Origin of the sequence: Kocuria marina, assembly GCF_000786655.1 — a bacterium.
Lineage (GTDB): Bacteria > Actinomycetota > Actinomycetes > Actinomycetales > Micrococcaceae > Kocuria > Kocuria marina_A.
Map to the genome: position 1 here is coordinate 18,330 of NZ_JROM01000062.1, position 22,392 is coordinate 40,721.

Genomic DNA, 22,392 nt, shown 5'->3' on the forward strand with positions numbered 1-22,392 from the left:
TACTCACGGTGCAGTGCGCTCGCCGCGGCGAGCGCCGTGGGTTCAGGACGCGGACGTCGACCCGCTCGTGGCGGACGCGGAGGACGAACTCGCACCGCTGCCGGAGGTGGCGGACGCGGCGCTCCCGGAGTCCTTGCTCGCGCCCTTGTCCGCGGCCGGGGTCTTCGCTGAATCCCCGGAACCCGATGTTCCGGAGGAACCCTCGCTCGAGGAGGAATCCGAACGTGAATCGGTGCGGTAGAAACCGGAACCCTTGAACACCACGCCCACGGAGTTGAACTTCTTCCGCAACCGGCCGCCGCATTCCGGGCACACCGTCAGGGCGTCATCGGAGAAGGACTGGCGGATGTCGAAAGCGTGGCCGCAATCTTTGCAGGCATAGGCGTAAACGGGCACGGGCGTGTTCCTTCGAGGGGTGAGGGTGGATTACCGACCTCACATCCTACTCGCCCGTCCGCAGCGGCGATCATTGCGCGGCGGAACCCAACGACACGGTGCCCCGTTCCGTGAGGACGCTGCCGAGCACGGCGTCGTGCGCTTCGCGGGGGACGCTCCCCGCCGGCAACACCTCGTCCGCGTAGCAGCACGCCATGCTCACGAGCCGGTGCTGGGTCCCGGTCACCTTCGGCAGGAACCGGTCGTAGTACCCGCCGCCGAAGCCCAGGCGCACCCCGGCCTCGTCCACCGCGACCACGGGCACGAGCAGCACGCGCACCGCGGTGAACACCTCCGCCCCGTGGCGTTCCCCGGCCGGTTCGAGCAGCCCCGGCAGCGCACCCCGGACCAGGGGAGCGTCAGGGTGCCACTGCACCCAGCTCAGCTGCCGCAGGGGCTCGACCACGGGCAGCCACACCCGGTGCCCCCGCTGATGCGCCTGCGTGAGCGCGGGCAGCAGCGGCGGCTCGTCCGGCAGCGGCAGGAACGCGGCGAGGTCACCTGTCCCGGTCCCGGCGAGCACGCGCCCCAGGTGCTCCGCGAACCCCGTCTCCGCCCGGTGCCGTGCGGCCGCCCCACGACGACGACGCCGCGCCAGGATCCGCGCGCGCAACCGCGCCTTGTCCTCGGGCACCGGGGACGCGTGCGCGGGGGATGCCGTGTGCTCCATGCGTCGTCGACCGCCCTTCCCTGTCCACCGTTGGGAGTACATTTCCCCAGAATTCTCGCATTCCAGGTATCACACGGGCGTTGGAACACGGGTGCTCATGTGCGGTCGTTTACCCTGATCCCATGAGTCGTGAAGAGACCAAGCGCGTACACAAGGCCGTCATCCCCGCCGCGGGGCTGGGCACCCGATTCCTGCCCGCCACCAAGGCCATGCCCAAGGAAATGCTGCCCGTGGTGGACCGCCCGGCCATCCAGTACGTGGTGCAGGAAGCCGTGGACGCCGGCCTGGACGACGTCCTCATGATCACCGGCCGCTCCAAGCGCGCCCTCGAGGACCACTTCGACCGCGTGCCCGCGCTCGAGGCGCAGCTGGATGCGTCCGGTAAGAAGGCCCTGCTGGCCGAGGTCGAGCACGCATCGGACCTGGGGGAGATCCACTACCTGCGGCAGCAGGATCCCAAGGGCCTGGGACACGCGGTGTTGCGTGCCAAGACCCACGTGGGCGACGACCCGTTCGCGGTGCTGCTCGGCGACGACCTGATCGATGAGAAGGAAGACCTGCTCGCCCGGATGATCCGCGTGCAGGAGCGCACCGGCGGCTCGGTGGTGGCCCTCATGGAGGTGCCCCGCGAGAACATCAGCGCGTACGGCTGCGCGGACGTCACCGCCGTGGAGGGGGAGGACTACGTCCAGGTCAACGGCCTCGTGGAGAAGCCCGCGCCGGAGGACGCCCCGTCCAACCTCGCGATCATCGGCCGCTACGTGCTGCACCCGGAGATCTTCGAGATCCTCGAGAACACGGCCCCCGGTCGCGGTGACGAGATCCAGCTCACGGATGCCATGCAGACCATCGCGGACCGCGGGGATGCTGCCCACGGCATGTACGGCGTGGTCTTCAAGGGCCGCCGCTTCGACACCGGGGACAAGCTGTCCTACCTCAAGGCCAACATCGAGCTCGCGTGCGAACGCGAGGACCTCGGTCCGGGTCTGCGCGCCTGGATCAAGGACTACGCCCGCGACCTCGAAGGCTGAGGTCCCCGCCTTCGTGAACACGGCTGCCGAATGGCCGGTCACCCTCCAGTGGGCGCCGCTCGTGCTGCGCCCACTGGCCATGAGTGACCGCGGTGAATGGGACCGGGTGCGCTACCGCAACAAGCAGTGGCTCGAACCGTGGGAGGCGAGCAACCCCGAGGCGGACGGCGCGGCGCCGTCGTTCCGTGGTTTCGTGCGCTCCATGACCAAACAGGCGCGGGAGGGGCAGACCCTGCCGTGGCTGATCACCGAGCAGGACCCCGGGACCCGGCGCCACGAACTCGTGGGGCAACTGACCGTCTCGGGCATCACCCTGGGCTCGTTCCGCTCCGCGACGTTGGGCTACTGGGTGGACGGCGCGCAAGCCGGGCGCGGGATCGCCCCCATGGCGGTGGCCATGGCCACCGACTACTGCTTCGAGCACCTGAACCTGCACCGGATGGAGATCAACATCCGGCCCGAGAACGCCAAGTCGCTGCGGGTCGTGGAGAAGCTCGGTTTCCGGGACGAGGGGCTGCGCCCGCGGTTCCTGCACATCGCGGGTGACTGGGCGGACCACCGAAGCTTTGCGCTCACTGCGGAGGAGGTCCCGGAGGGGCTCGTTCGTCGGTTCACGGGCGAGGACCGGGGGATCACCGTCCGGCGCGCGTCTCGCTGACAGCCATGGGAAAAGGCTCCGGACGGCGTCATAACTGCATCGAATTACATTGATGTGAGCAACACGCGTTTGCGTTGCGGGGGATCACGGCGCGGTGTCCTACGCTGGGACGGTGGGATTGTCGTGGGTGAGCAGTTCGGCCGTATTGGCCATTATCATCGTGCTGTGCGTCGTGCGGTTCGCACCGCGCGTGGCTCGGCGCACGAACGCTCCTGTTCGTGCCCAGGTGGAGGCCCCAGAGCTGCAGACCGGTGCCGTGATCCACAGGCAGGAGCGCGTGGGCGCTGAGTCCACTACAGTGCACACAGTAGCCTCATCACACGTCCACGAACGGGAGACGAAAGCCATGGAGACAACGGCACCCGCGCCGGGCGCGACCACAGTCCAGCGCGGTTCCCTGGCGGGGCTGCGGATCAAGTGGGACCGCACCATCATCTTCCTCACCGGGGTGTTGCTGCTCCTGGCCGCCGTGGTGAGCGCTCTCGCCGCACCGCTGACCGCCGTGTCCTGGGCCGTACCCGTGGTCCTGTTCCTGCTGGGCGCCGGGTGCGTGGCCGGTCTGCGCTACCTCGCCGTCACCGACCGTGAACAGCGCGCCGCCGCCCGTCCCGTCACCGCGGACGTCGCCCCCGTGCAGTACGCGATCTTCGACAACGAGGACGAGGACCGCCAGGAAGCCGCTCAGTACGACCGCGAGCTGCACGCGTCCCTGGATCTGCCCGTGGACGGTGAACAGCCCGCCACCGGAACCGCCGAACGTCCCGCGGAACCCGTCTACACCGTCGCCGAGTTGCGCGCCGAGGCCCTCAAGGTAGCCCGCAGTGCCGCACCGGCCGCGTCGAGTGCCACCACGTGGCAGCCGGTCCCGGTGCCCAAGCCGCTCTACACGCAAGCGCCCGTGGTCGAGCGCAGCGAGCCGGAACCCCTCCGCGTGCCCGAGCGCCCGGCAGCCCGTTCAACGTCCCTCAAGGAAGCCATGCGCGCCGGTGAGCAGGAGCCTGCGGCGCTGAACCTCGACGACGTGTTGAAGCGACGTCGGGCCTGAGAGCTCTGCAGAACATTCGTTGACAGCAACGCGCCGCGGCACCCGACCAGGGCCGCGGCGCGTTCCACACAGGGAGCACCATGGTCACCCAACAGGTCGAGATCGAACGCAAGTACGATGTCGCGGGGCAGCGCACCCCCAAGCTCAAGCTGCACAAGCTCGAGCACTTCACCGTGGGTGAGCCCGTGGAGCACGAGATGAGCGCCACGTACTACGACACCGCGGAGCTCGCGCTCGCGCACGCGAAGGTGGCCGTGCGGCGTCGTACGGGCGGCAGCGACGACGGCTGGCACGTCAAGTACCAGGCCGGGCAGGTGCGCGGGGAACTGCACTACGAGCCGCTGAAGACCTCGGCGCAGCGGATCCCCGCCGCGCTGCGCAAGGTCCTTACCGGCCTGACCCTGGGCGAGGAGCTCACCCCGGTCGCGACCATCAACACCCACCGCACGGTGTACCCGGTGCTCGGGGAGGACGGTCAGTACGCGGAGCTGTGCCTGGACGCGGTCAGCGCGCGCGACGAGCGCGGCCGGGTCACGCGGGAATGGTCCGAGTGCGAGGTCGAGCTCACGCGCGACGACCTCACCCAGAAGCAGGCGCGCACGGTGTTCGAGGCCGTGGAGTCCGTGCTGTACGCGGCGGGGGCGGCGCCGTCGTCCTCGGTCGCGAAGATCGCCCGCGCCCTGGGCCAGGACGGTGGCGACTCGGTGCGGGTCGTCGCTCCCGAGCACGCCGCACAAGCCGGTGCGCCCGACGACGCCGCCCTCCCGGACCACGCCAGTTCCGGCACCGATGACGCCACGTCCTCGGACGGTGGTGTGAGCGACACAGATGCCGCGAAGGCGTCGGCGGAATCGGAGCGGGGTTCGGCCACGAAGTCCGAGATGACGGGCGATGCGGAGACAGACAAGGGCTCCGGCAAGAAGCCGGGCAAGAAGGCCAAGGCCGAGAAGTCCGGGAAGAAGTCGAAGAAGAAGTCCGAGAAGAAATCGGGGAAGTCCTCGGACAAGGACTCGCAGGCCCCCGCTGCGGCGGAGCCGGAGCCCGAAACGAAGTCCGAGCCGACCGGAGCGGACGTTCTCGCGGCGATGCTCGCCCGCCTGACCGGGGAGCTGCAGCGGTGGGACTTCGCCGTGCGGATCGACGCCCCGGACTCGGTGCACCAGTTGCGGGTGCGCTCGCGGGCGTTGCGGGCCGTACTGCAGGCCGCGCGTGGGTTCGTGACCGAGGACGTCGTCGCGGATCTTGAACAGCGCCTCAAGGGTGTTGCCAGGGTCCTGGGTGATGCCCGCGATCAAGAGGTCGCCCGTCAGCGACTCGACGTGTTGCTCGAGGCCCAGCCCTCCGGCGTGGTGACGGAACAGGCCAAGCAGGAACTGCGTGCCGCGGCCGACCAGCTCGGCGTGGTGGCGGGCCGCACCGTGCGCCGGGAACTCGACGGTGCCGCCTACCTGCAACTCGTGCGGGACCTGCGAGCGCTCGCGGCGGGCCAGGACATCACCGAGGACGCGGCGCAACTTTCGGCCAAGGACTTCGCCAAAACCGTGCTGGGTGCCGCGTTGAACCGTGTGCTCGTCTCCGCCAACGCCAAGGTCCCGGACGCCGATGTCGCGACCGACGTCAGCGACATGGCTGCCGAAGTGGGTCGACGCATCACCCTCCCGGGTCTGGACGCAATGCAGACCGCGGCCGCGTTCGACGTGGTCCACGAGACCCGCAAGGCCGCGAAGTCGGCGCGCTACGTGTCCGAGGCGTTGGGCCACGCCCACGCGAAGGCGGGCAAGAAGCGGGTCCGTGCGGCCGCGGTGGCCAAGGACTACCAGGACGATCTGGGTGTGATCACGGACGCCGCCGTCATGGAGGAGTGGCTGGCTCGGGCGAGCCGGTCCTTCCAGCGCACGGGCAAGGACCGCTACGCGGTGGGCCTGCTGCACGGGATGGAGCTGTCCGACCTGCGCGACGGGATGCTCGAGGCGCCGGAGATCCTCGCGGACCTGGTCGAGGACCTGCGGGGCGAGCTGCCCTCGCTGGGGTCGAAGGGCTGAGCCCCCGGCGGGAGCGGCCCCGGTGGCCTGTTCCCGCCCCTTCACCGCCGCGGCGACCGCACTGCACAACACGTATGTGCCGAAAAGACGCGGATTCGTGGATCTGGCGGTCTTTTCGCAGCACAGATGTTCGAACCCCGGAACGGTTCCATGTGGGGAACCGTTCCGGGGTCCGATGTGGGTCAGGCCCGGTGGCGGGGTGCCGCGTGCCGTCCCCGGCGCTTGCGTCCCGTCCGCTCGCCCGACGGCGCCGCGGCGGCCGCGTGAGCCCCGGCCGACGGCGCCGGCCCGGCTGAGCGGGTCCCGTCCGCCAGTGGTGACGCACCGTTGTGGTGGCCCGCTCCGGCGGTCGCGGTGGTCACGGCCAGCCGGCCCGTGGTGACGGCGGGCTCCTCGTCACCGTCCGGCGCGTTGTTCTTGGTGGCCGCACCGTGTCCGGTGGCCGGAGTGCGCCCGGTTGCCGCGGCGTCGTCGGCCGGTACGGTGTCCCGGTCCACCCGGGTGGCCAGGGGCTTCTCCACCACGAACGCCAGCACGAGCAACGCGAGCACCGCGAGCGGGATCATGTAGAGGAAGATCGGCAGCAGCGCGTCGTTGTAGGACTGGATGATGGGGTCCCGGAAGGCGTCCGGCAGCGACTGCACGCTCTCCGGGGTGAACGAATTGGGGTCCGCGGCATCCGTGGCGCGACCGGGGACCGCGGGCATGTTCTCACTCAACAGGTCCTTGAGCCGGGACACGAACAGTGACCCCACCACGGCGGAACCCACGGTGGCACCCACCTGGCGGAAGAAATTGCTGGATGCGGTCGCGGTGCCCACGATCCGGTGGGAGAACGAGTTCTGCACGATCAACACCAGGATCTGCATGCTCAGCCCGATACCGGCGCCGAACACGGCCAGGTAGAGGCACATGAGCCACGTGGGATCGGCGACCTCCAGGGACGACATGAGCCACAGGCCCACGCCCATGACCACCATGCCGGCCAGCGGGAACAGCTTGTACCGCCCGGTGCGGGAGACGATCTGACCCGAGGCGATGGACGTGATGAGCACGGACGCCATCATGGGCGTCATGAGCAGCCCGGCCTCGGTGGCGTCCACACCCTTGACCATCTGGATGTAGGTGGGCATGTACCCGATCGCACCGAACATGGCGACGCCCACCGCCAGACCGGCCAGGGTCGTGAGCGTGAAGTTGCGGTCCTTGAACAGGTACAGCGGGATCACGGGATCGGCGGCGCGGGATTCCACCACGATGAACGCGGCGGCCCCGGCCACGGCGGCGACGCACAGCCACAGGATCTGGGGGGAGTTCCAGTCGTACTGGCTACCGCCCCACGTGCACACCAGGATGAGGCTCGTGGTGGCCGCCGCCAACAGGGCCATGCCCGTGAAGTCGATCCGCTTGCCGGTGTCCCGGGGGCGTTTGGGCAGCCGAAGGAACGCGGCCACGGCGGCGATCGCCAGGATGCCCAGCGGGATGTTGATGGAGAACGCCCAGCGCCACCCGGGTCCCTCGGTGAGCCAGCCGCCCAGGAGGGGCCCGGCCACGGAGGACACCGCGAACACGGCGCCCATGAAGCCCATGTACTTACCGCGCTCGCGAGCGGGGACGACGTCCGCGATGGACGCCTGCGCCAGGATCATCAGACCACCGCCACCCAGGCCCTGCACCACGCGGGCGGCGATGAGCCAGCTCATGGAACCCGCGGCCGCGCCGATCACAGATCCGGCGATGAACAGCACGATGGCCGAGAGCAGCACGGGCTTGCGGCCGAAGAGGTCGGAGATCCGCCCGTACACGGGCATCATCACGGTGGAGGCCAGGATGTAGCCGGTGATGACCCAGCTCATGTGGTCCACACCGCCCAGATCCCCCACGATCGTGGGCAGGGCGGTGGAGAGGATGGTCTGGTCCAGCGAGGCCAACAGCATCACGACCATGAGGCCCGCGAACAGTAAGCCGATGTGCGGTGGTTTCTCCTCCGCGGCCGGGCGTGCGGCGGCCCGGGGTGAAGCAGTGGTGGTCATGAGATCTCCTTGAGAGCGGTGCGGAACACACCGATGGCGTGATCGAGGGCGCGGTGGATCGCGGCGTCGTCGGGTGTGGTGGCCAGATGGGTGTTGGTACGGAACACGAACTTGATGACCGAGCCGGCCAGCAGGACGAACGCGTGGGTCGTCTCCTCCGAGCGGGGAGGGGTGTCGCGCGCGGAGTGTTCGGTGACGGTGGAGACCACGAGGTTCTCCACCGCGGTGATGTGCATCCCGATCCGGCGTTTGAGTTCGGGGTGGGCGCACACCAGTTCACGACGGCGCGTGGCGAGCTCCGGGGGGCCCGTGGCGTCCCGCAGGACGTCCACGAACAGGCGCACGGTGCGAGCGAACTCGTCCCCGGCGTCGGGATCCGTGTAGCGCTCGCGAGCGGCATCGGACAGTCGCGGCGGGGTGAGCCCCAGCACCGCGTCCTCCTTGGACGAGTAGTAGTTGAAGAACGTCCTGCGGGAGACCCCAGCGCGTTCGGCAATGGCTTCCACGGCGGTGTCGGCGTAGTTCCCCGACGTCGCGAGCTCCAGCGCGGCGCGATGGATCTCCGCGAGGGTGCGAACACGGTGACGTTCACGCAAGGAGGGATGGGATTCTGGCACGACGAATATCCTATGCACGAGTGCAAAGTTGCACAAGTGCAAGGAATGCACGGGTGAAGTGAGTTTCGCCACGACGTGCGGGGCGCGACCGGCAGCCCACCCGGGTCCTCCAGGACGCATTCGATGCCCACCCGGGCCCTCTAGCGCTCACCCGATGCCTCCCCGGGCTCTCTCGGACGCACCCCGTGCCCACCCGCCCGCTCCTGGCCGCCGCGGCATCCGGACTGCACAACACCTGGGGCCCGAAAATGCACGGATCCTCGAATCCACGTGTCGTTCCGGGACACAGATGTTCGGGGCCGGATGGGTGGCCGGGTCGATACAGTGGGGCGGTGACAGTTCCCCTCCTCGCCTGTGTGGGCCCGGCCCAGCACGGTGTACGCATGCATGCCGAGGCCCTCGCGCGGCACACCCCGGAAGCCCGATCGGTGTCCGGCACGGTCGACGAACTCCTGCCCGATCTGCTGCACGACGACGCGCCCGTGCACCTGCACTTCACCGACCGCGTGTTCGGCGATTCCGCCACGGCCGCCGCGGACACGATCGCCCGGTTGGCCCGGGCCCGGCCCGTCTCGCTCACCCTGCACGACATTCCCCAGCCGTCGGACGGCCACGCCTTCGGGGCGCGGCGTGCGGCCTACGCGCGCGTCACGGAACTCGCCCGCACCGTGATCGTGAGCAGCGAGTCGGAGCGCCGCCAGCTCGAGCGGTTCGTCGCAGCCGATGTCACCGCCGTGCACGTGGACCCGCTGCCCATCGATCCGCCGGAGCCGGGGGAGTGGGCGGCCGCGCGACGTCGTCCGGTGAGCGGCGTCCCGAGCGTGGCGATGCTCGGCTTCCTGTACCCGGGCAAGGGCCACGACCGCGTGATCGCCGCCCTCGAAGGTGTGCGCACCCCGGTTGACGTCGTGGCCCTGGGTCGCCCCTCGGACGGTCACGAGGACCTCGTCCCGGCCCTGGACGCCGCGGCCCGCGCGCTCGGGCACTCGTTCCGCGCCACGGGATTCCTGCCCGACGCCGCCCTGACCCGCGCCGCGCAAGAGGTCACGGTTCCGGTGGTGGCACCATCGCACGTGTCGGCCTCCGGATCGGTGGGCCGGTGGATCGCGAGCGGACGCAAACCCCTCGTGACGCCCCACCCGTTCTTCGAGGAACTCGCGGCGCGGGCCCCGTGGGCGCTCACGCTCACCGATGACCTCCCGACGGCGCTGGCTCGCGCACTCGAGGATCCCGCCGCCACGTGGATCGACCCCGCCGACTGGGATGCGACTCAGGTCCCGGGCACGGCCGCGGCCGCCGCAATGCAATGGGAGCGGATCACGGGGGATCGACTCACCCGGCGGGGAGGTGCGCTGTGAGCGCGCCGTCGGTGAGCGTCGTCGTCCCGTACTTCGAGAACCAGCGCGGCCTGGACCGCCTGCTCGCGGCACTCGCTCAGCAGGACCACCCGGCAGAAGAGTTGGAGGTCGTGGTCGCCGACGACGGCTCCGCCGAGGCGCCCGCGATCCCGCCCGTCCCGTTCGCGTGCACCGTGGTGCGGCAGGAGGACCTGGGCTTCCGCGCGGGGGCGGCGCGCAATCTCGGGGCGCGCACCGCGCGGGGCGACGTGCTCGTGTTCCTGGACGGGGACATGATCCCCGAGCCGGGGTTCGTCTCCGCGATGCTCACCGGGCTCGCCCGGGCGGATGACGGCCACGGCGTGCTCGCGGTGGGCGCTCGTCATCACGCGGCGCTCGACGGTCTCGACGTGCCCGCCGTGCTGCGCTGGGTCGCGGGCGAGAACCTCCCCGGCGCACGTCGGCTGCAGGATCCCGCGTGGCTCACGGACGGCTACGCCCGCACGGCGGATCTGGCGGACGCGGGGACCGAGGACTTCCGGCTCGTGATCAGCGCGCTGCTCGCGATGGACCGCGCATTGTTCGAGCGCTGCGGCGGCTTCGACGAGAGCCTCGTGGGCTACGGCGGCGAGGACTGGGATCTGGCGTACCGCTGCTGGCAAGCGGGCGCGCGCTTCACCCACGTGCCGCAGGCGGGGGCGTGGCACGACGGCCCCGACCTCGCCGGCCGCAGTGCCTCGCGCGCGGTCAAGGACGCCGAAACCCTCGCCCTCGCCCGGCGGATCCCGCTGCGCAGTACGCGCGGGCCGGGCGTCGCGTTCGCCCAACCGTGGGCGGTCGTGCGGGTGCGCGGGCACGACGACGCCGCCGAGGCCTACCTCACCGCCGCCCACGTCCTGCGTGACACGGACGCCGGGGTGTGGTTCGTGGACCGCACGGACGTCCCGGACGCGCTCGCCGAGGACCCCCGGATCCGGCTCGGCACACCCCCGCGGGTCGTACTCGACCGGGCCGTGGTCCTCGCCGATGTCCACGCGCCCCTCACGCTGGACGTGCCCCTGCGCCGGTGGTACGAGCGCGGGGAGAGCCACGTCCCGGGGTTGCTCACGGTGCGTTCCGTGCGCGCCGTGAACCGGGCAGAATCGGATCCGGTGCGCGTGGACCCGGAGGATCCGCAGGTCCCGGTCCACGCCGCGGACACCGCACGACGACTCGAGGACAGGGTGGGACATGGCCGCTGAACCAATGGATGATGCTCACATCGCGGGCCGCAGGGTGCACTACGGCGATTTCTACGGGCTCAACGAACTCCCCGACGTCCCGCTGTTCGCGGTGTACGGCAACTGTCAGGCCGAGTCCCTGCGCGTCCTGCTCCACGGCGCCCTGGCCGGTGAGTGGCACGGCGTGCGCCTGCCGCCCGTGCACGAGTTGACCGAGCAGGACCTTCCCCACCTGCATACCCTGCTGCCGCGGCTCTCGCTGTTCGTGACCCAGCCCGTGGTGGTCGGATATCGCGGCCTGCCCCTGGGCAACGACGACGTCCTGCCGCGGTTGGCCGACGACGCCCGGGTCGTGCGCGTCCCGGTCATGCGGTGGACCGCCCTCATGCCCACGCTCGCGATCGTGCGGGCCCCGGGCGTGGGGGATCCGCCCGTGGCCCCGTATCACGACCTGCGGGTGCTGATCGCGGCGGCCCGGGGTGATTCCACGGTGGAGCTGACCCGTCCGTCCCCGGAAGCGGTGCGGGTCGCGCGGGAGGAGTCCCTGCAACAGCTGCGGATACGACAGGATGCGCACCACACCCTGGATGCGGCGTCGATCCTGGATGCCGCCGGCCCCAACGCCGTGCACGTGATCAATCACCCGGGCAACGGGGTGCTCACGGGCGTGGCCGCAGCGATCCTGGCGGGGGCCGGCCTCAATGCGACCGTCCCCGATCCCGGGCGCGTGCTGCTCGGCGGGATCCGCGCGCCCATCTACACGAGCACGCTCGAGGCGCTCGGCCATGAACCCGATGACCTGATCGGGGGTCCGCACGACGACTGGATCATCCACGGGGAGCACATCCCGGAACAGGACATCGCGGCCGAACACCTGGGCTGGTACGCCCGGAACCCCTCCGTGGTCACGGCCGGATTGGTGCGCCACGAGCAGCTCATCTCCCGTTTGGGACTGGACGGGGGACTGCGCCGATGAGCACCAGCAAGAAGGACACGGCGACAGCGGCGTCGTCGGGCCCGGAACGCACTCCGGACGGGCACCACATCGTGGTCAACGGGCGCAAGTGGCGCGCCACGGATCCGGGAATTCCGGAGAAGTTCCGGGAGGAACTGGTGCGCGAACTCATGAGCGCCCGGCGGGCCGTGAGGACCAAGGACGAACACGCGCGCGAGCGGGTCCAGGACGCGAAGGTCGCGCTGGGCGAGCGTGGGGACCCGTGGTGGGAAGCCCCCACCGAGTCCGGGATCCGGGAACGGCGCGCCGCCACGATCCGGGCCCTACTGCGACACCGGGCGGGCAAGACGATCTGCCCGTCCGACGTCGCCCGGGCCCTGGGCGGGGACGACTGGCGGGACGCGATGCAGGACGTGCGCGACGTCGCCCGCGACATGGCGGACGTGGGGGAGATCACGGTGCAGCAAAAAGGTGAGACAGTGGACATCACCACAGCCCGTGGTCCCGTCCGGCTCGCGCCGGGACCGGAACTCACGGGGATGCCCGCGGACGGGGATTGACACCGTCCGCCCGGACCGAGGAGGTCGCGCATGACGTTCCTGGACGACGCCACATCACTGCAGCCCGAGCTCGTGGCGCTGCGCCGCACCCTGCACTCCAACCCCGAACTCGGCAACGACCTGCCGTGGACCCAACAGCAGGTCCTGGACGCCCTGGCCGGGTGCGATCTGGAGATCACCAAGGGCGAGTCCGTGACCTCGGTGGTCGCGGTGCTGCGCGGTGCGAAACCCGGGCCCACCGTGCTGCTGCGCGGGGACATGGACGGGCTGCCCGTCGTGGAGAAGACCGGGCTGGAGTACGCCTCGAGCAACGGGAACATGCACGCGTGCGGTCACGACCTGCACACCGCGGGTCTCGTGGGCGCGGCCAAACTGCTGAGCGCTCGCCGGGAGGATCTCGCGGGCAACGTGATCTTCATGTTCCAGCCCGGTGAAGAGGGCCCCGGTGGAGCGGCCCCCATGCTCGAGGAGGGCCTGCTCGAGGTCACCGGTGAGAAGCCCGTGGCCGCGTACGGCATCCACGTGAGCCCCGGTGAGCAAGGCGTGTTCAACTACCGCCCGGGCACCGCGATGGCCGGTGCGAACTACATGAACGTGACGTTCCACGGCAAGGGCGGGCACGGTTCGCAGCCCCACACGGCCAAGGACCCGGTGCCCGCGCTGCTCGAGTTCGGCACCGCGCTGCAGGTCATGATCACGCGCCGGTTCAGCGTGTTCGATCCCGTGGTCGCCTCGATCACCCAGCTCTCCGCCGGGCAGGCCATGAACGTGATCCCGGATTCCGCGCAGCTGGGGGCGAGCGTGCGCACGCTGTCCCGCGAGAACACGGAACTGTTCCCGGTGGCCGTGCGCGAGCTCGCGGACGGGATCGCCGCGGCCCACGGTGTGCGCGCCGAGGTGGACTGGAACATCCTGTACCCCGTGACCGTCAACGACGACGCCGAGGCAGCCTTCACCGCCGAGACCCTCACCCGGATGTTCGGTGAGGACCACGTGGTCGAGGTCGAGAACCCGCTCATGGGTTCCGAGGACTTCTCGTTCGTGCTCCAGGAAGTACCCGGGTGCTACGTCTTCCTGCAGTGCAGCCCGCCGGACGTGGACCTCGCCACCGCGGACTGGAACCACTCGCCCGGTGTCCTGTTCGACGACGCCGTCCTGGGCGCCCAGGCCGCGGCCCTCGCCGAACTCGCGTGGGAGCGTCTGGCGCGCGCCTGATGTCCTGACCGGTGGCCGGGTTCCCGCCCGGTCGCCGGTCACCCCGGTAATCCCGTCCCCGGGGGCGGATCCACAGAACGGATGACCCATGGCACCCATCCTCGCCGCAGCCATCGTGCTCGCCTTCATCGCCCTGGGGGAGCTCGTCTCCCTGTGGTCGAAGGCCCGCGTCCCTGCCCTGCTCGTGGCCATGTTGGGGGTGTTCGTCTTCGCGAAAGCGGGCATCATCCCCGCCGATCTCGTGGAGACCTCCACGATGGTCGCCCTGGGCGCGTTGATCCAACCGGCGTTGATGGTGCACATGGGGTCCCTGATCCCGCTGTCCGTGATCCGGCAGCAGTGGAGAGCGGTGCTGATCGCGCTCGCGGGCATGGTCGTGGGTGTGGGTTTCGTGCTCGCGGCCGTCACCCCGCTGTTCGGTTTCGAGTACGCCGTGGCGGGATCCGGGCCGCTGGCCGGCGGGATCGTCTCCACCGCACTGACCACGCAGGGCCTCACGGGTGCGGGTGTCGCCGGCGCCGTCCTCGTGGTGCCCACCCTCGTGCTCATGCTCCAGTCCTTGCCGTCCATGCCGCTGACCAACCTGCTCCTGCGCCGCTACGCGTTGCATCTGCGGGACGCCGCGGCGCCCCGTTCCCAGCGTCGTTCCGACACGACGCTCACCGACACCCCGACCGCGGACGCGACGTTCACCGACCGACCGGCCGCCGACGCGACCGCCGAACCTCCGCGCGACGGCGGCCTCGGGGGCGGCGCCGCGCGGCGCACGCTCGTCAGGCTGCCCGAATCCCTGCGCGAGAACCAGTTGTTCCTACTGTTCCTCGTGCTGCTCGCGGGCTCCGCGGCGTTCTACCTGGGTCAGTGGACGGGCGTGAGCTATTCCATCTGGGGCCTGGCTCTCGGCATTGCCCTGACCGCACTGGGCGTGCTGCCGGACAAGATCCTGGAGCGCAGCAACTCGTTCGGGCTGGCGATGGCGGCGATCATCTGCATCGTCATCGCGCCACTGATGGGCGCATCGATCGCGGACGTGCTGGCGTCCCTGGCTCCCGTGGTGGCCATCCTGCTCATCGGGATGCTCGGGATCCTGATCGGGGGAGCGGTGATGACCAAGCTCCTGGGGTGGGACCCCCGGCTGGGCATGCCCGTGGCGCTCACGGCGATGTTCGGTTTCCCCGCCGACTACCTGATCGTGCAGGAGGTCGTGCGGTCCACGGGCCGGGACGAGGCGGAGCAGGAGGCCCTGCGCACCAGGATCCTGCCGCCCATGCTGATCGGTGGCTTCACCTCGGTCAGTGCCGGGTCCATCGTGATCGCGAGCGTCCTGGTGAGTCTGCTCTGAGCTCTTCCGGCCCTGTCTCTGGGCGGCCGGGGTAGTGCACGCGGTTCAGCGCACCCGCTCCCCGGACTGCCACACCCCGCGGACCCGGCCGCGCAATTGGGTGACGCCCTCGCGGTGGAGATCGCCCTGGAGCAGGACCAGATCCGCTGTGGCCCCGCGCTCCAGGTTTCCCAGGCACGGTTCCTCGATGAGCTGCGCGGCCGTGGAGGTCGCGGCACGCAACGCATGCACAGTGGACATCCCATTGGCCGCCATGAGCTCGATCTCCTCGAGGTTCTCGCCGTGGGCGCCCACGCCCGCGTCCGTGCCCATCGCGATCTTCACGCCGGCATCGTGAGCCTTGGCCACGGAGGCGCTATGGGCCTGCGCCACGCGCCGGGCCTTCTCGGCCACACCCGGGGGCAGGGGCACACCGGCCTCATGGGCTGTGATCACCGCGAGCGGGGCCTGCAGTGTGGGGACCAGGAAGGCGTCGTGCTCCAGGAACAGTTCGATCGCCTCGTCGTCGAGGAAGATGCCGTGTTCCACGGAACGCGCTCCGGCGCGCAGGGCGTTCTTGATCCCGGGGGCACCCTGGGCGTGGGACATCACGTAAGCGCCCTGTGCACGGGCCTCGGCCACGATGACCTCGATCTCGTCCGGGCCGAACTGTGAGTGCTGCGGATCGTCGTCGGGGGACAGCACACCGCCCGTGGAACAGATCTTGATCTGGTCCGCACCGGCCCGCAGGATCTCGCGGGCCTTGCGCCGGACGCCGTCGGGACCGTCGGCCACGCCGTCGGGGCGGCCGGTGTGCGGCGCGAGCATGGGTGAGCAGGCACCCGAGAGCAACCAGCTGTCACCGTGGCCCCCGGTCTGGGACATGATGCTCACGGCGAGTTTCACGCGGGGTCCGCGGACCAGCCCGGTGGCCAGGGAGTGTTTGAGGCCGGCGTCCGCGCCGCCGGCGTCACGCACGGTGGTCACACCGGCATCGAGCGTGCGCCGCATGTTGTCCACCGAGCGGTAGAACTGCGTGGAGAACGGCTCCGCGAAGCCCGCGAGGGACCCCGCGTTGCTCACGGTCAGGTGGACGTGGCAGTCGATGAACCCCGGGGTGAGCGTGTGTCCCGAGCCGTTCACCGTGCGCGTGTCCTGCGAGGCCTGGATCTCGCCGTGCGAGGCCACTCGCTCGATGCGTCCTTCGCGCACCAGGACGTCCCTGGTCCCGGAGTGAAAGTCCGTGCCGTCGAAGACGACGACGTCCGTGAACAGCGTGCTGGTGGGTTCCCTCATGGTGTCCTCCCGGGGTGTGGGCGTTGCGGCGGAGTCAGGCGTGCAGAACCTCGTGGGATTCCGAATCGCGGATGTCCGCGGTCTCGATCTGGAACGTGGAGTGGTGTACCGACACGTCGAAGTGTTCCGCGACACACGTCTTCACGTCCCGGAGCAAGTCTGCCGCATGGCCGTCCCGGAAGCACTCGTCCTCCACGACCACGTGCGCGCTGATGGTGGGCAAGCCGGTGGCGACCGTGGAGGCGTGGACGTCGTGCACGTCCACCACGTGGTGCAGCGCCATGATGTGCTCACGGAACAGGTCCAGGTCCAGGCCGCGCGGCGTGAACTCCATGAGCACCGCGGCGGTCTCGCGCATGATCCGCACGGCGCGGGGGAGGATGAGTGCGGCGATGAACAGTGCCGCCACGGTGTCCGCGCGCTGGAACCCAGTGGTCGCGATCACCACGGCTGCCACGATCACGCCCAGCGAGCCCAGGGCGTCGTTGACGACCTCCAGGAACGCGGCACGCATGTTGAAGTTGCTCTCCCGACTCGAGGACAGCACCAGGATGGCCACCACGTTGCACGCCAACCCCACGGCGCCGAAGACCAGCAGCTCCGTGGGCGGTACCTCGCGCGGTTCCACGAGTCGCCGCACACCTTCCACGGCGGCGAAGATCCCCACGCCCAGCAGGAGGGTGGCCTGGCCGAGGGCCGCGATCACCTCCACGCGCCGGAATCCCCACGTGTGCTTGGAACTGGCCGGGCGCGTCATCAGATGCGCCGCGATGAGCGCCACAAGCAGCCCGATCGCGTCCGTCAGGGCGTGGACGGTGTCGGTCAGCAGGGCCAAGCTCCCCGTGATCACCGATCCCACCGCCTGGGCCACGACCATCCCCGCGGTCAGCCCGAAGGCCACCCACAGTCGCCCCCGATGTCCCGTGGCTCCCGGGTGCGTGTGCCCGTGCGCGTGTCCGGCGCCCATCACTCGGCCTCCCGTCCCGACGACGACGCCGCCGCCCCGCCCTGCGCTGCAGCGGTCCCGGTGGCGGGTCCCTGCGGGGGATGACGCAAGTGGGCGCACAGCACCGCGTCGGTGCCGGTGGCGTGCAGGATGTGTTCCGCGGCGGCGATCAGTGCTGCGAGTTCATGGGGGCGGGTGAGGGAATACCACGTGGCACGCCCCTCCGGCCGGGCCTGGATCAAATGGCACTCCACGAGGAAGCTCAGGTGCTTGCTCACCGTGGACTGGGCCAGGCCCATGTGCTCCACGAGGTCCCGGACCCGGTGTTCCCCCGAGGCCAGGTGCTGCACCACGGCCAGCCGGGTCGGTTCACTCAGGGCCTGGAACAGGTGCGCGTACGCGGCGGTGGCTCGTGCATCCAGCGTGGGGAGCTCACTCACTTCAATCGCCATGGAGCGATGATATCGCCCTACGCCGCAAACAAAAAAGTGTGAGGTGATGTGGGTCGCCCTGGGGCGCCGCGACACGACCACGCCGGACACATCTGTGCTGCGATACGACGCTTTTCCGGGCAATCCAGCGTCTTATCGCAGCACAGATGTTCCGGTAGCCGCGCGGGAGCCGCGGGCCACCCTGCTGAACGTGAATCGGGGTCACATCGTGGGATTAAACCGCAGGATGCGGTCATCCCCCTCGGACGGCGAGCCACGCCCGTCCGTGTTGTTGGTCATGACCCACAGCGAGCCGTCCGGGGCCTCGGTGACATCCCGCAGCCGACCGTATTCATCGGTCAGGTGTTCCACGGACTGTGTGGCCTCCGGCAGTGGGATCTCGTGCAGTCGCGCGCCGCGCAGGTTGGCCATGTACAGGGTGCCATCCATGATGGCAATGCCGCTGGGGCTCGCCTCCGCGGGCTGCCACTGCTGGACGGGATCGATGAACTCGTCGCGGTCGCCCATTCCCTCGACCTCCGGCCAGCCGTAGTTGCCACCGGGCTCGATCACGTTGAGCTCGTCCCACGTGCTCTGCCCGAACTCGCTCGAGTACATCGTGCCGTCCTGCGCCCACGCGAGCCCCTGCGGGTTGCGGTGGCCGTAGCTGTACACCGGTGAGCCGGGGAACGGGTTGTCCTGCGGGACATCACCCGACGGGGTCAGACGCAAGATCTTCCCGGACAGTGACTCCCGGTCCTGGGCGGCAGTGCGATTCCCGGCGTCACCGACGGTCGCGTACAGCATGCCGTCGGGCCCGAACGCGATCCGCCCACCGTTGTGGGTGCTGCCCGCGGGAATGCCGTCCAGGAGCGTCTCGGCATCCCCGAGGGACAGGTTGCCCGGCGCGCCGGTGATGGGGAAGCGCTGGATCCGATTGCCGTCCTGGGCGGTGGAGTACGCGTAGAGGTGGTTCTCGTGCACGGCCAGTCCCAACAGCCCGCCCTCGCCCCGCGGCGCAACGCCGCGAACGACGTCCACCTCGCGAGCTTGCCCGGCGTCGTCGAGCTCCAGAATTCTTGCCGAGTCGCGCTCGCTGACCAGGGGAGTGCCGTCGTGGAAGGCAACGGACCACGGCGCGTCCAGGTTTTCGGTCACGGTCCGGGGCTCACCCAACGATGACGCCGCCGCGGCCGTTTCGCTCGGGGCCGGCTCAGCCGGCCGGTCGCCGTTGCCGGTGCACGAGGTCAGAAGGAAAAGGCCGCCCACAAGGAACGCGGCGGCTGCGGGACGTGGTGTGGAAACCATGCTGCGGTCCTTTCGGGGCCGTGGCGTGGCTCCAGCCTAACGGGGCTGTTCAGGACGGCCGCGATCGTGACTCGAGTGCGACGGCGTGGACAGCGGCCGCCAGCGCGTCTGCGAGGTCGTCGGAACTCAGCGCGGAATTCACGGGGGCGTGGCCCGGATCGGTCTCGGCGCCGATCCCCGCTGACCCCCGCGCCCTGACCGCGGGCACGTGGATGAACGCGGCGGGCAGATCCGTGCGGTGCAGCGTGGTCCAAAAGACGGCGTTGCACAGGAACGCGCCGGCGTCGTCGGAGACCTCGGCGGGGACGCCCGCGTCCTTGATGGCGCGGACGAGCGCGATGGGGTCGATGCGGGACTCGAAGCGCTCGGGACCCTCGGCGAGGGGAGCGGCGTCGCGGATCGCACCGTCGTTGTCCGGGATGCGACCGTGGCCCAGGTTCTTGGCCCAGCGCTCCGGGGTGACGGCCGCTCGGCGGCCCGCTTCGCCCACGGCCACGACGGCGTCGGGCCGGTGTTCCTCGACGGCCCGCAGCAGCGCGGCACCCGCGCCGGACCATGTGACGGGGAGGATCGCCGTGGCGATGCGTACGTCGTCGCTCGGCGCGAGCTCGCGGAGGATGTCGACGGCGACGCCGCTCGCGTTCTCCGTCTCACCGCCGAAGGGTTCGAAGCCGGTCACGAGGATCTTCATGGGCTCACAGTATCCGCGCGCGGCGGGTCAGTCTCGGAGGATCTTCTCCATGGCAGGGGCGTCGGTGAAGAAGGTCTGGAAATCGACGTCGTCGTCGAGTCGGCTCTGCAACTGCTCGGGGGAGTAACCGGTGAGCCAGCAGATGATCTGATCGACCTCGTCCTTGGTGCGGTTCTTCTTCTCCGCCTTGGTCACGTAGTGCGGGTACACGCTGGCGACGCTGGTGGTGTAGATGCGGTGCTGGGGCATGGGGCCCTTCTGCCGGAGGCAATGGGTGGGGGCACACGTGTGCCCCGAAAAGACACCTCCTCGGCGGATCGCGTGTCTTAACGGGGCACAGATGTTCGCGACGGTCCGGAGGCCGCGGCTCCCGACTCCATTGATCGGGAGCGCGGCGCACGGACAACAAAGATCCCGTGCCCTTACGGACACGGGATCTGAGAAAAATGTGGAGCTTAGGGGAATCGAACCCCTGACCTTTTCATTGCGAACGAAACGCTCTACCAACTGAGCTAAAGCCCCGAACAACAGAGAACACTCTAGCCCTCCGCGCCGGTTTTCGCACATCCGCGCGCCACGAAGCCGTACGTATCGCTCGGATGGGCCTGCACGCCCAGCTCGGACAGGCCTGGACATGGCGCACGCACGGGTGCACTTAGGGTGGGAGCATGACCGCAGCGGACACCCCGACACCCCCCTCTGAGCTCGCGGAGCCGGGCGCGTTCACCGTGGGGTACGTCCCCGGCGTCATGCCCGGCAAGTGGTTCGGCCGGTGGCGCGAGCGCAGGATGCGCCCCGAGCTGCGGGACGTCCTGGTCCCGGTCGCGGAATGGCGCTCCGCGCTCGACGACGCCGCCGTCACCGCGTGCTTCGTCCGGCTCGGCTGGGCACCGGGGGATCCCTCGCTCGAGGACCTGCGGGTCACCCACAATGCGGTGCACCTGTACGACGAGCTGCAGGTGGCGGTGCTGAGCACCGACGACCTCCTGACCGTCCTCGACTCCCTCACCCTGGCGCAGCTCACCGAGGAGTCCACCCCGCAAGCGCACGCCGACATCGACGACGCCGCCATGGCCGTCGAACTCGCCGCCGCCGGCGTGGGCCCCGTGGTGCTGCCGATGTCCGTGGCGCGCCTGCATGCCCGCAAGGACGTGACGTTCCGGGAACTCACGGACGCCCCCACCGTTCCCGTGGTCCTCGTGTGGCCCCGCGGCCTGGATGACGAGGGCGAGGACACGGTGCAGCGGTTCGTGGGAATCGTGCGTGGCCGTAAGGAGTCCAGTGGCAGGGAAGCGCCGCGAGACGGCGACCGCACCAAGGATGGGGCCCGTGACAGGGACAGGCGAGCGGCGTCATCGGCGGGGAAGCATGGCGCAGCGAAGCCGGGACGCGGGCGGCCCTCCCGGGGTGGGGGAGTCCGCCGGAAGCGGAGCTGACGGCCCGCGCTCAGCCGTCCCCGCGGCGTTCCGCGGACGTGGTTCCCTCGCCGGACTCGTCGCGGCTGGGGGTGCGGCCGTCCGGGGTGTGGCTGTCCACGTCCACGGGTTCGGGGCGCACCGGGGTGGTGCGCAGCTTGCCGGTCGTAGGCACACGCGGCACGGGGAAGGACGTGGTGGGTGCTTCTCCCTGAGTCTCGGGCTCGGCCCCCGTGCGCACCGTGACCTGGTTGGTCAGCGGGATGCGCAGTCCGTCCCGGTCCAGCATCTTCTTGATCCGCACCCGCATCACGCGGGCCACGTCCCACTGCTCGAGGGGAGCGGTCTTGACCGCCAACCGGATGGTGATGCTCTCACCCGAGATGTTCTCTACACCCCACACCTCGGGGTCCGCGACGATGCTGGGACCCACGTCCGGATCGTCACGCACGAGCCGGGCCTCGTGTTCGATCATGTCCGCGATCAGGTCGATGTTGGTGTCGTAGGGCACCGGGATGTCCAGGACGCAGCGGGCCCAGCCCTGGGACTGATTGCCCACGTGCAGGATCTCGCCATTGCGCACGTGCCACAGGGTGCCCTTCACGTCCCGGACCTGGGTCACGCGCAACCCCACGTTCTCCACGGTCCCCACGGCCTCACCGAGATCCACGGAGTCACCGATGCCCAGTTGGTCCTCCGCGACCATGAAGATCCCGGAGAGGTAGTCCTTGACCAGGGACTGCGCGCCGAAGGACAGTGCCACGCCCGCGATGCCCGCGGACGCGAGTACCGGGCCGATGTTGTACCCGAGTTCCGAGATGATCATGAGGATCGCGATCGCCCACACCACCACGGTGGACACGGACGAGAGCACCGCCCCGATGGTCCTGGCCCGCAGGCTCTGACGCTCCGATGCCAGTCCCGCGTCCTGCACCCAGCGGGCCTGCCCGTGGTCGATACGTTTGATGATCCGCGATTGGGTGCCGCGCGCGATCCCCCGGGTGATCTTACGGATCAGCAGGCGCACGAGCGCGGAGACCACCACGGCGCCCAGCAACACGAGCACCACGCGGAACGGTTTGTCGAGCCAGAATTCCCAGTTGTCCATCCCCGCCAGGGTAATGGCCCGGGGTGGGCGCCCGCTCAACCCGGAGCGAGAGCGGCCT

General features: G+C 69.9%; 22 protein-coding genes and 1 tRNA gene. 11 read left to right on the forward strand and 12 right to left on the reverse strand.

Annotation, left to right across the window (positions count from 1 at the left end; genetic code table 11):
- Positions 1-42: 42 nt before the first annotated feature.
- Both AS25_RS13470 and AS25_RS13475 read right to left on the reverse strand, forming a co-directional pair.
- Positions 43-396 carry an FmdB family zinc ribbon protein gene (locus tag AS25_RS13470; RefSeq protein ID WP_035965881.1) on the reverse strand — a complete coding sequence of 118 codons (354 nt, stop codon included), beginning with the start codon at positions 394-396 and terminating at the stop codon, positions 43-45.
- A 70-nt stretch (positions 397-466) separates the two neighbouring features.
- Complete coding sequence (locus tag AS25_RS13475; RefSeq protein ID WP_052161021.1) at positions 467-1,105, reverse strand: 5-formyltetrahydrofolate cyclo-ligase; 639 nt, start codon at positions 1,103-1,105, stop codon at positions 467-469.
- Positions 1,106-1,227: 122 nt separating this feature from the next.
- Here AS25_RS13475 and galU point away from each other — a divergent pair, with 122 nt between their 5' ends.
- The 4 genes from galU to AS25_RS13495 all read left to right on the forward strand — a co-directional run bounded on the left by galU (position 1,228) and on the right by AS25_RS13495 (position 5,881).
- Positions 1,228-2,136 carry a UTP--glucose-1-phosphate uridylyltransferase GalU gene (gene galU, locus AS25_RS13480; protein WP_035965884.1) on the forward strand — a complete coding sequence of 303 codons (909 nt, stop codon included), beginning with the start codon at positions 1,228-1,230 and terminating at the stop codon, positions 2,134-2,136.
- A 13-nt stretch (positions 2,137-2,149) separates the two neighbouring features.
- Complete coding sequence (locus AS25_RS13485) at positions 2,150-2,794, forward strand: GNAT family N-acetyltransferase (RefSeq protein ID WP_035965886.1); 645 nt, start codon at positions 2,150-2,152, stop codon at positions 2,792-2,794.
- 346 nt (positions 2,795-3,140) lie between these two features.
- Positions 3,141-3,839, forward strand: a complete 699-nt coding sequence (locus AS25_RS13490) for a hypothetical protein (RefSeq protein ID WP_035965889.1) — start codon at positions 3,141-3,143, stop codon at positions 3,837-3,839.
- A gap of 80 nt (positions 3,840-3,919) precedes the next feature.
- Positions 3,920-5,881: a CYTH and CHAD domain-containing protein gene (locus AS25_RS13495; protein WP_035965892.1), complete on the forward strand. Its 1,962-nt coding sequence runs from the start codon at positions 3,920-3,922 to the stop codon at positions 5,879-5,881.
- 182 nt (positions 5,882-6,063) lie between these two features.
- Here AS25_RS13495 and AS25_RS13500 read toward each other — a convergent pair whose 3' ends face one another.
- Together AS25_RS13500 and AS25_RS13505 are read right to left on the reverse strand one after the other, a co-directional pair.
- A complete protein-coding gene (locus tag AS25_RS13500; protein ID WP_035965894.1) occupies positions 6,064-7,914 on the reverse strand; it encodes an MDR family MFS transporter in 1,851 nt (616 codons plus the stop codon).
- On the reverse strand, positions 7,911-8,531 hold the full coding sequence (locus AS25_RS13505) for a TetR/AcrR family transcriptional regulator (RefSeq protein ID WP_035965897.1): 621 nt from the start codon (positions 8,529-8,531) through the stop codon (positions 7,911-7,913). Before AS25_RS13505 ends, AS25_RS13500 begins: the two co-directional genes overlap by 4 nt.
- Positions 8,532-8,863: 332 nt before the next feature.
- Between AS25_RS13505 and AS25_RS13510 the strand changes: the two genes are divergently transcribed.
- From AS25_RS13510 to AS25_RS13535, 6 genes are all read left to right on the forward strand, one after another.
- The gene (locus tag AS25_RS13510) at positions 8,864-9,889 is read left to right on the forward strand and encodes a glycosyltransferase family protein (protein ID WP_035965899.1); all 1,026 of its coding nucleotides are present in this window, start codon (positions 8,864-8,866) and stop codon (positions 9,887-9,889) included.
- The gene (locus AS25_RS13515) at positions 9,886-11,109 is read left to right on the forward strand and encodes a glycosyltransferase family 2 protein (RefSeq protein WP_035965901.1); all 1,224 of its coding nucleotides are present in this window, start codon (positions 9,886-9,888) and stop codon (positions 11,107-11,109) included. Before AS25_RS13510 ends, AS25_RS13515 begins: the two co-directional genes overlap by 4 nt.
- Positions 11,099-12,064, forward strand: a complete 966-nt coding sequence (locus AS25_RS13520; RefSeq protein ID WP_253270605.1) for a WcbI family polysaccharide biosynthesis putative acetyltransferase — start codon at positions 11,099-11,101, stop codon at positions 12,062-12,064. Before AS25_RS13515 ends, AS25_RS13520 begins: the two co-directional genes overlap by 11 nt.
- On the forward strand, positions 12,061-12,603 hold the full coding sequence (locus AS25_RS13525) for a DUF3253 domain-containing protein (RefSeq protein ID WP_035965905.1): 543 nt from the start codon (positions 12,061-12,063) through the stop codon (positions 12,601-12,603). The genes AS25_RS13520 and AS25_RS13525 overlap by 4 nt, the downstream gene beginning before the upstream one ends.
- A 30-nt stretch (positions 12,604-12,633) precedes the next feature.
- Positions 12,634-13,818: a M20 metallopeptidase family protein gene (locus tag AS25_RS13530; protein WP_035965907.1), complete on the forward strand. Its 1,185-nt coding sequence runs from the start codon at positions 12,634-12,636 to the stop codon at positions 13,816-13,818.
- An 88-nt stretch (positions 13,819-13,906) separates the two neighbouring features.
- The gene (locus AS25_RS13535; RefSeq protein ID WP_035965909.1) at positions 13,907-15,160 is read left to right on the forward strand and encodes a hypothetical protein; all 1,254 of its coding nucleotides are present in this window, start codon (positions 13,907-13,909) and stop codon (positions 15,158-15,160) included.
- A 45-nt stretch (positions 15,161-15,205) separates the two neighbouring features.
- On the opposite strand, the gene AS25_RS13540 is transcribed toward AS25_RS13535, so the two are convergent.
- From AS25_RS13540 to AS25_RS13570, 7 genes are all read right to left on the reverse strand, one after another.
- Positions 15,206-16,435, reverse strand: coding sequence for a metal-dependent hydrolase family protein (locus AS25_RS13540; protein ID WP_035965910.1), 1,230 nt, complete (start codon positions 16,433-16,435; stop codon positions 15,206-15,208).
- A gap of 34 nt (positions 16,436-16,469) precedes the next feature.
- Entirely contained in the window at positions 16,470-17,402 is a 933-nt protein-coding gene (locus tag AS25_RS13545) for a cation diffusion facilitator family transporter (protein ID WP_035965913.1), read from the reverse strand.
- Entirely contained in the window at positions 17,402-17,833 is a 432-nt protein-coding gene (locus AS25_RS13550; RefSeq protein WP_084118244.1) for an ArsR/SmtB family transcription factor, read from the reverse strand. The genes AS25_RS13545 and AS25_RS13550 overlap by 1 nt, the downstream gene beginning before the upstream one ends.
- Positions 17,834-18,034: 201 nt before the next feature.
- Positions 18,035-18,970 carry a PQQ-dependent sugar dehydrogenase gene (locus tag AS25_RS13555; protein ID WP_367379163.1) on the reverse strand — a complete coding sequence of 312 codons (936 nt, stop codon included), beginning with the start codon at positions 18,968-18,970 and terminating at the stop codon, positions 18,035-18,037.
- Positions 18,971-19,169: 199 nt separating this feature from the next.
- Positions 19,170-19,811, reverse strand: a complete 642-nt coding sequence (locus AS25_RS13560) for a pyroglutamyl-peptidase I (RefSeq protein WP_052161023.1) — start codon at positions 19,809-19,811, stop codon at positions 19,170-19,172.
- A gap of 27 nt (positions 19,812-19,838) precedes the next feature.
- On the reverse strand, positions 19,839-20,060 hold the full coding sequence (locus tag AS25_RS13565) for a DUF2200 family protein (RefSeq protein WP_084118245.1): 222 nt from the start codon (positions 20,058-20,060) through the stop codon (positions 19,839-19,841).
- Positions 20,061-20,260: 200 nt separating this feature from the next.
- Positions 20,261-20,333 (reverse strand) — tRNA-Ala (locus tag AS25_RS13570).
- Positions 20,334-20,479: 146 nt separating this feature from the next.
- On the opposite strand from AS25_RS13570, the gene AS25_RS13970 reads away from it, so the two are divergent.
- Complete coding sequence (locus AS25_RS13970) at positions 20,480-21,247, forward strand: type 2 periplasmic-binding domain-containing protein (protein WP_253270606.1); 768 nt, start codon at positions 20,480-20,482, stop codon at positions 21,245-21,247.
- Between the two features lie 10 nt (positions 21,248-21,257).
- Here the strand turns inward: AS25_RS13970 and AS25_RS13580 are convergent, their stop codons facing one another.
- Complete coding sequence (locus AS25_RS13580) at positions 21,258-22,334, reverse strand: mechanosensitive ion channel family protein (protein WP_035965919.1); 1,077 nt, start codon at positions 22,332-22,334, stop codon at positions 21,258-21,260.
- Positions 22,335-22,392 lie beyond the last annotated feature (58 nt).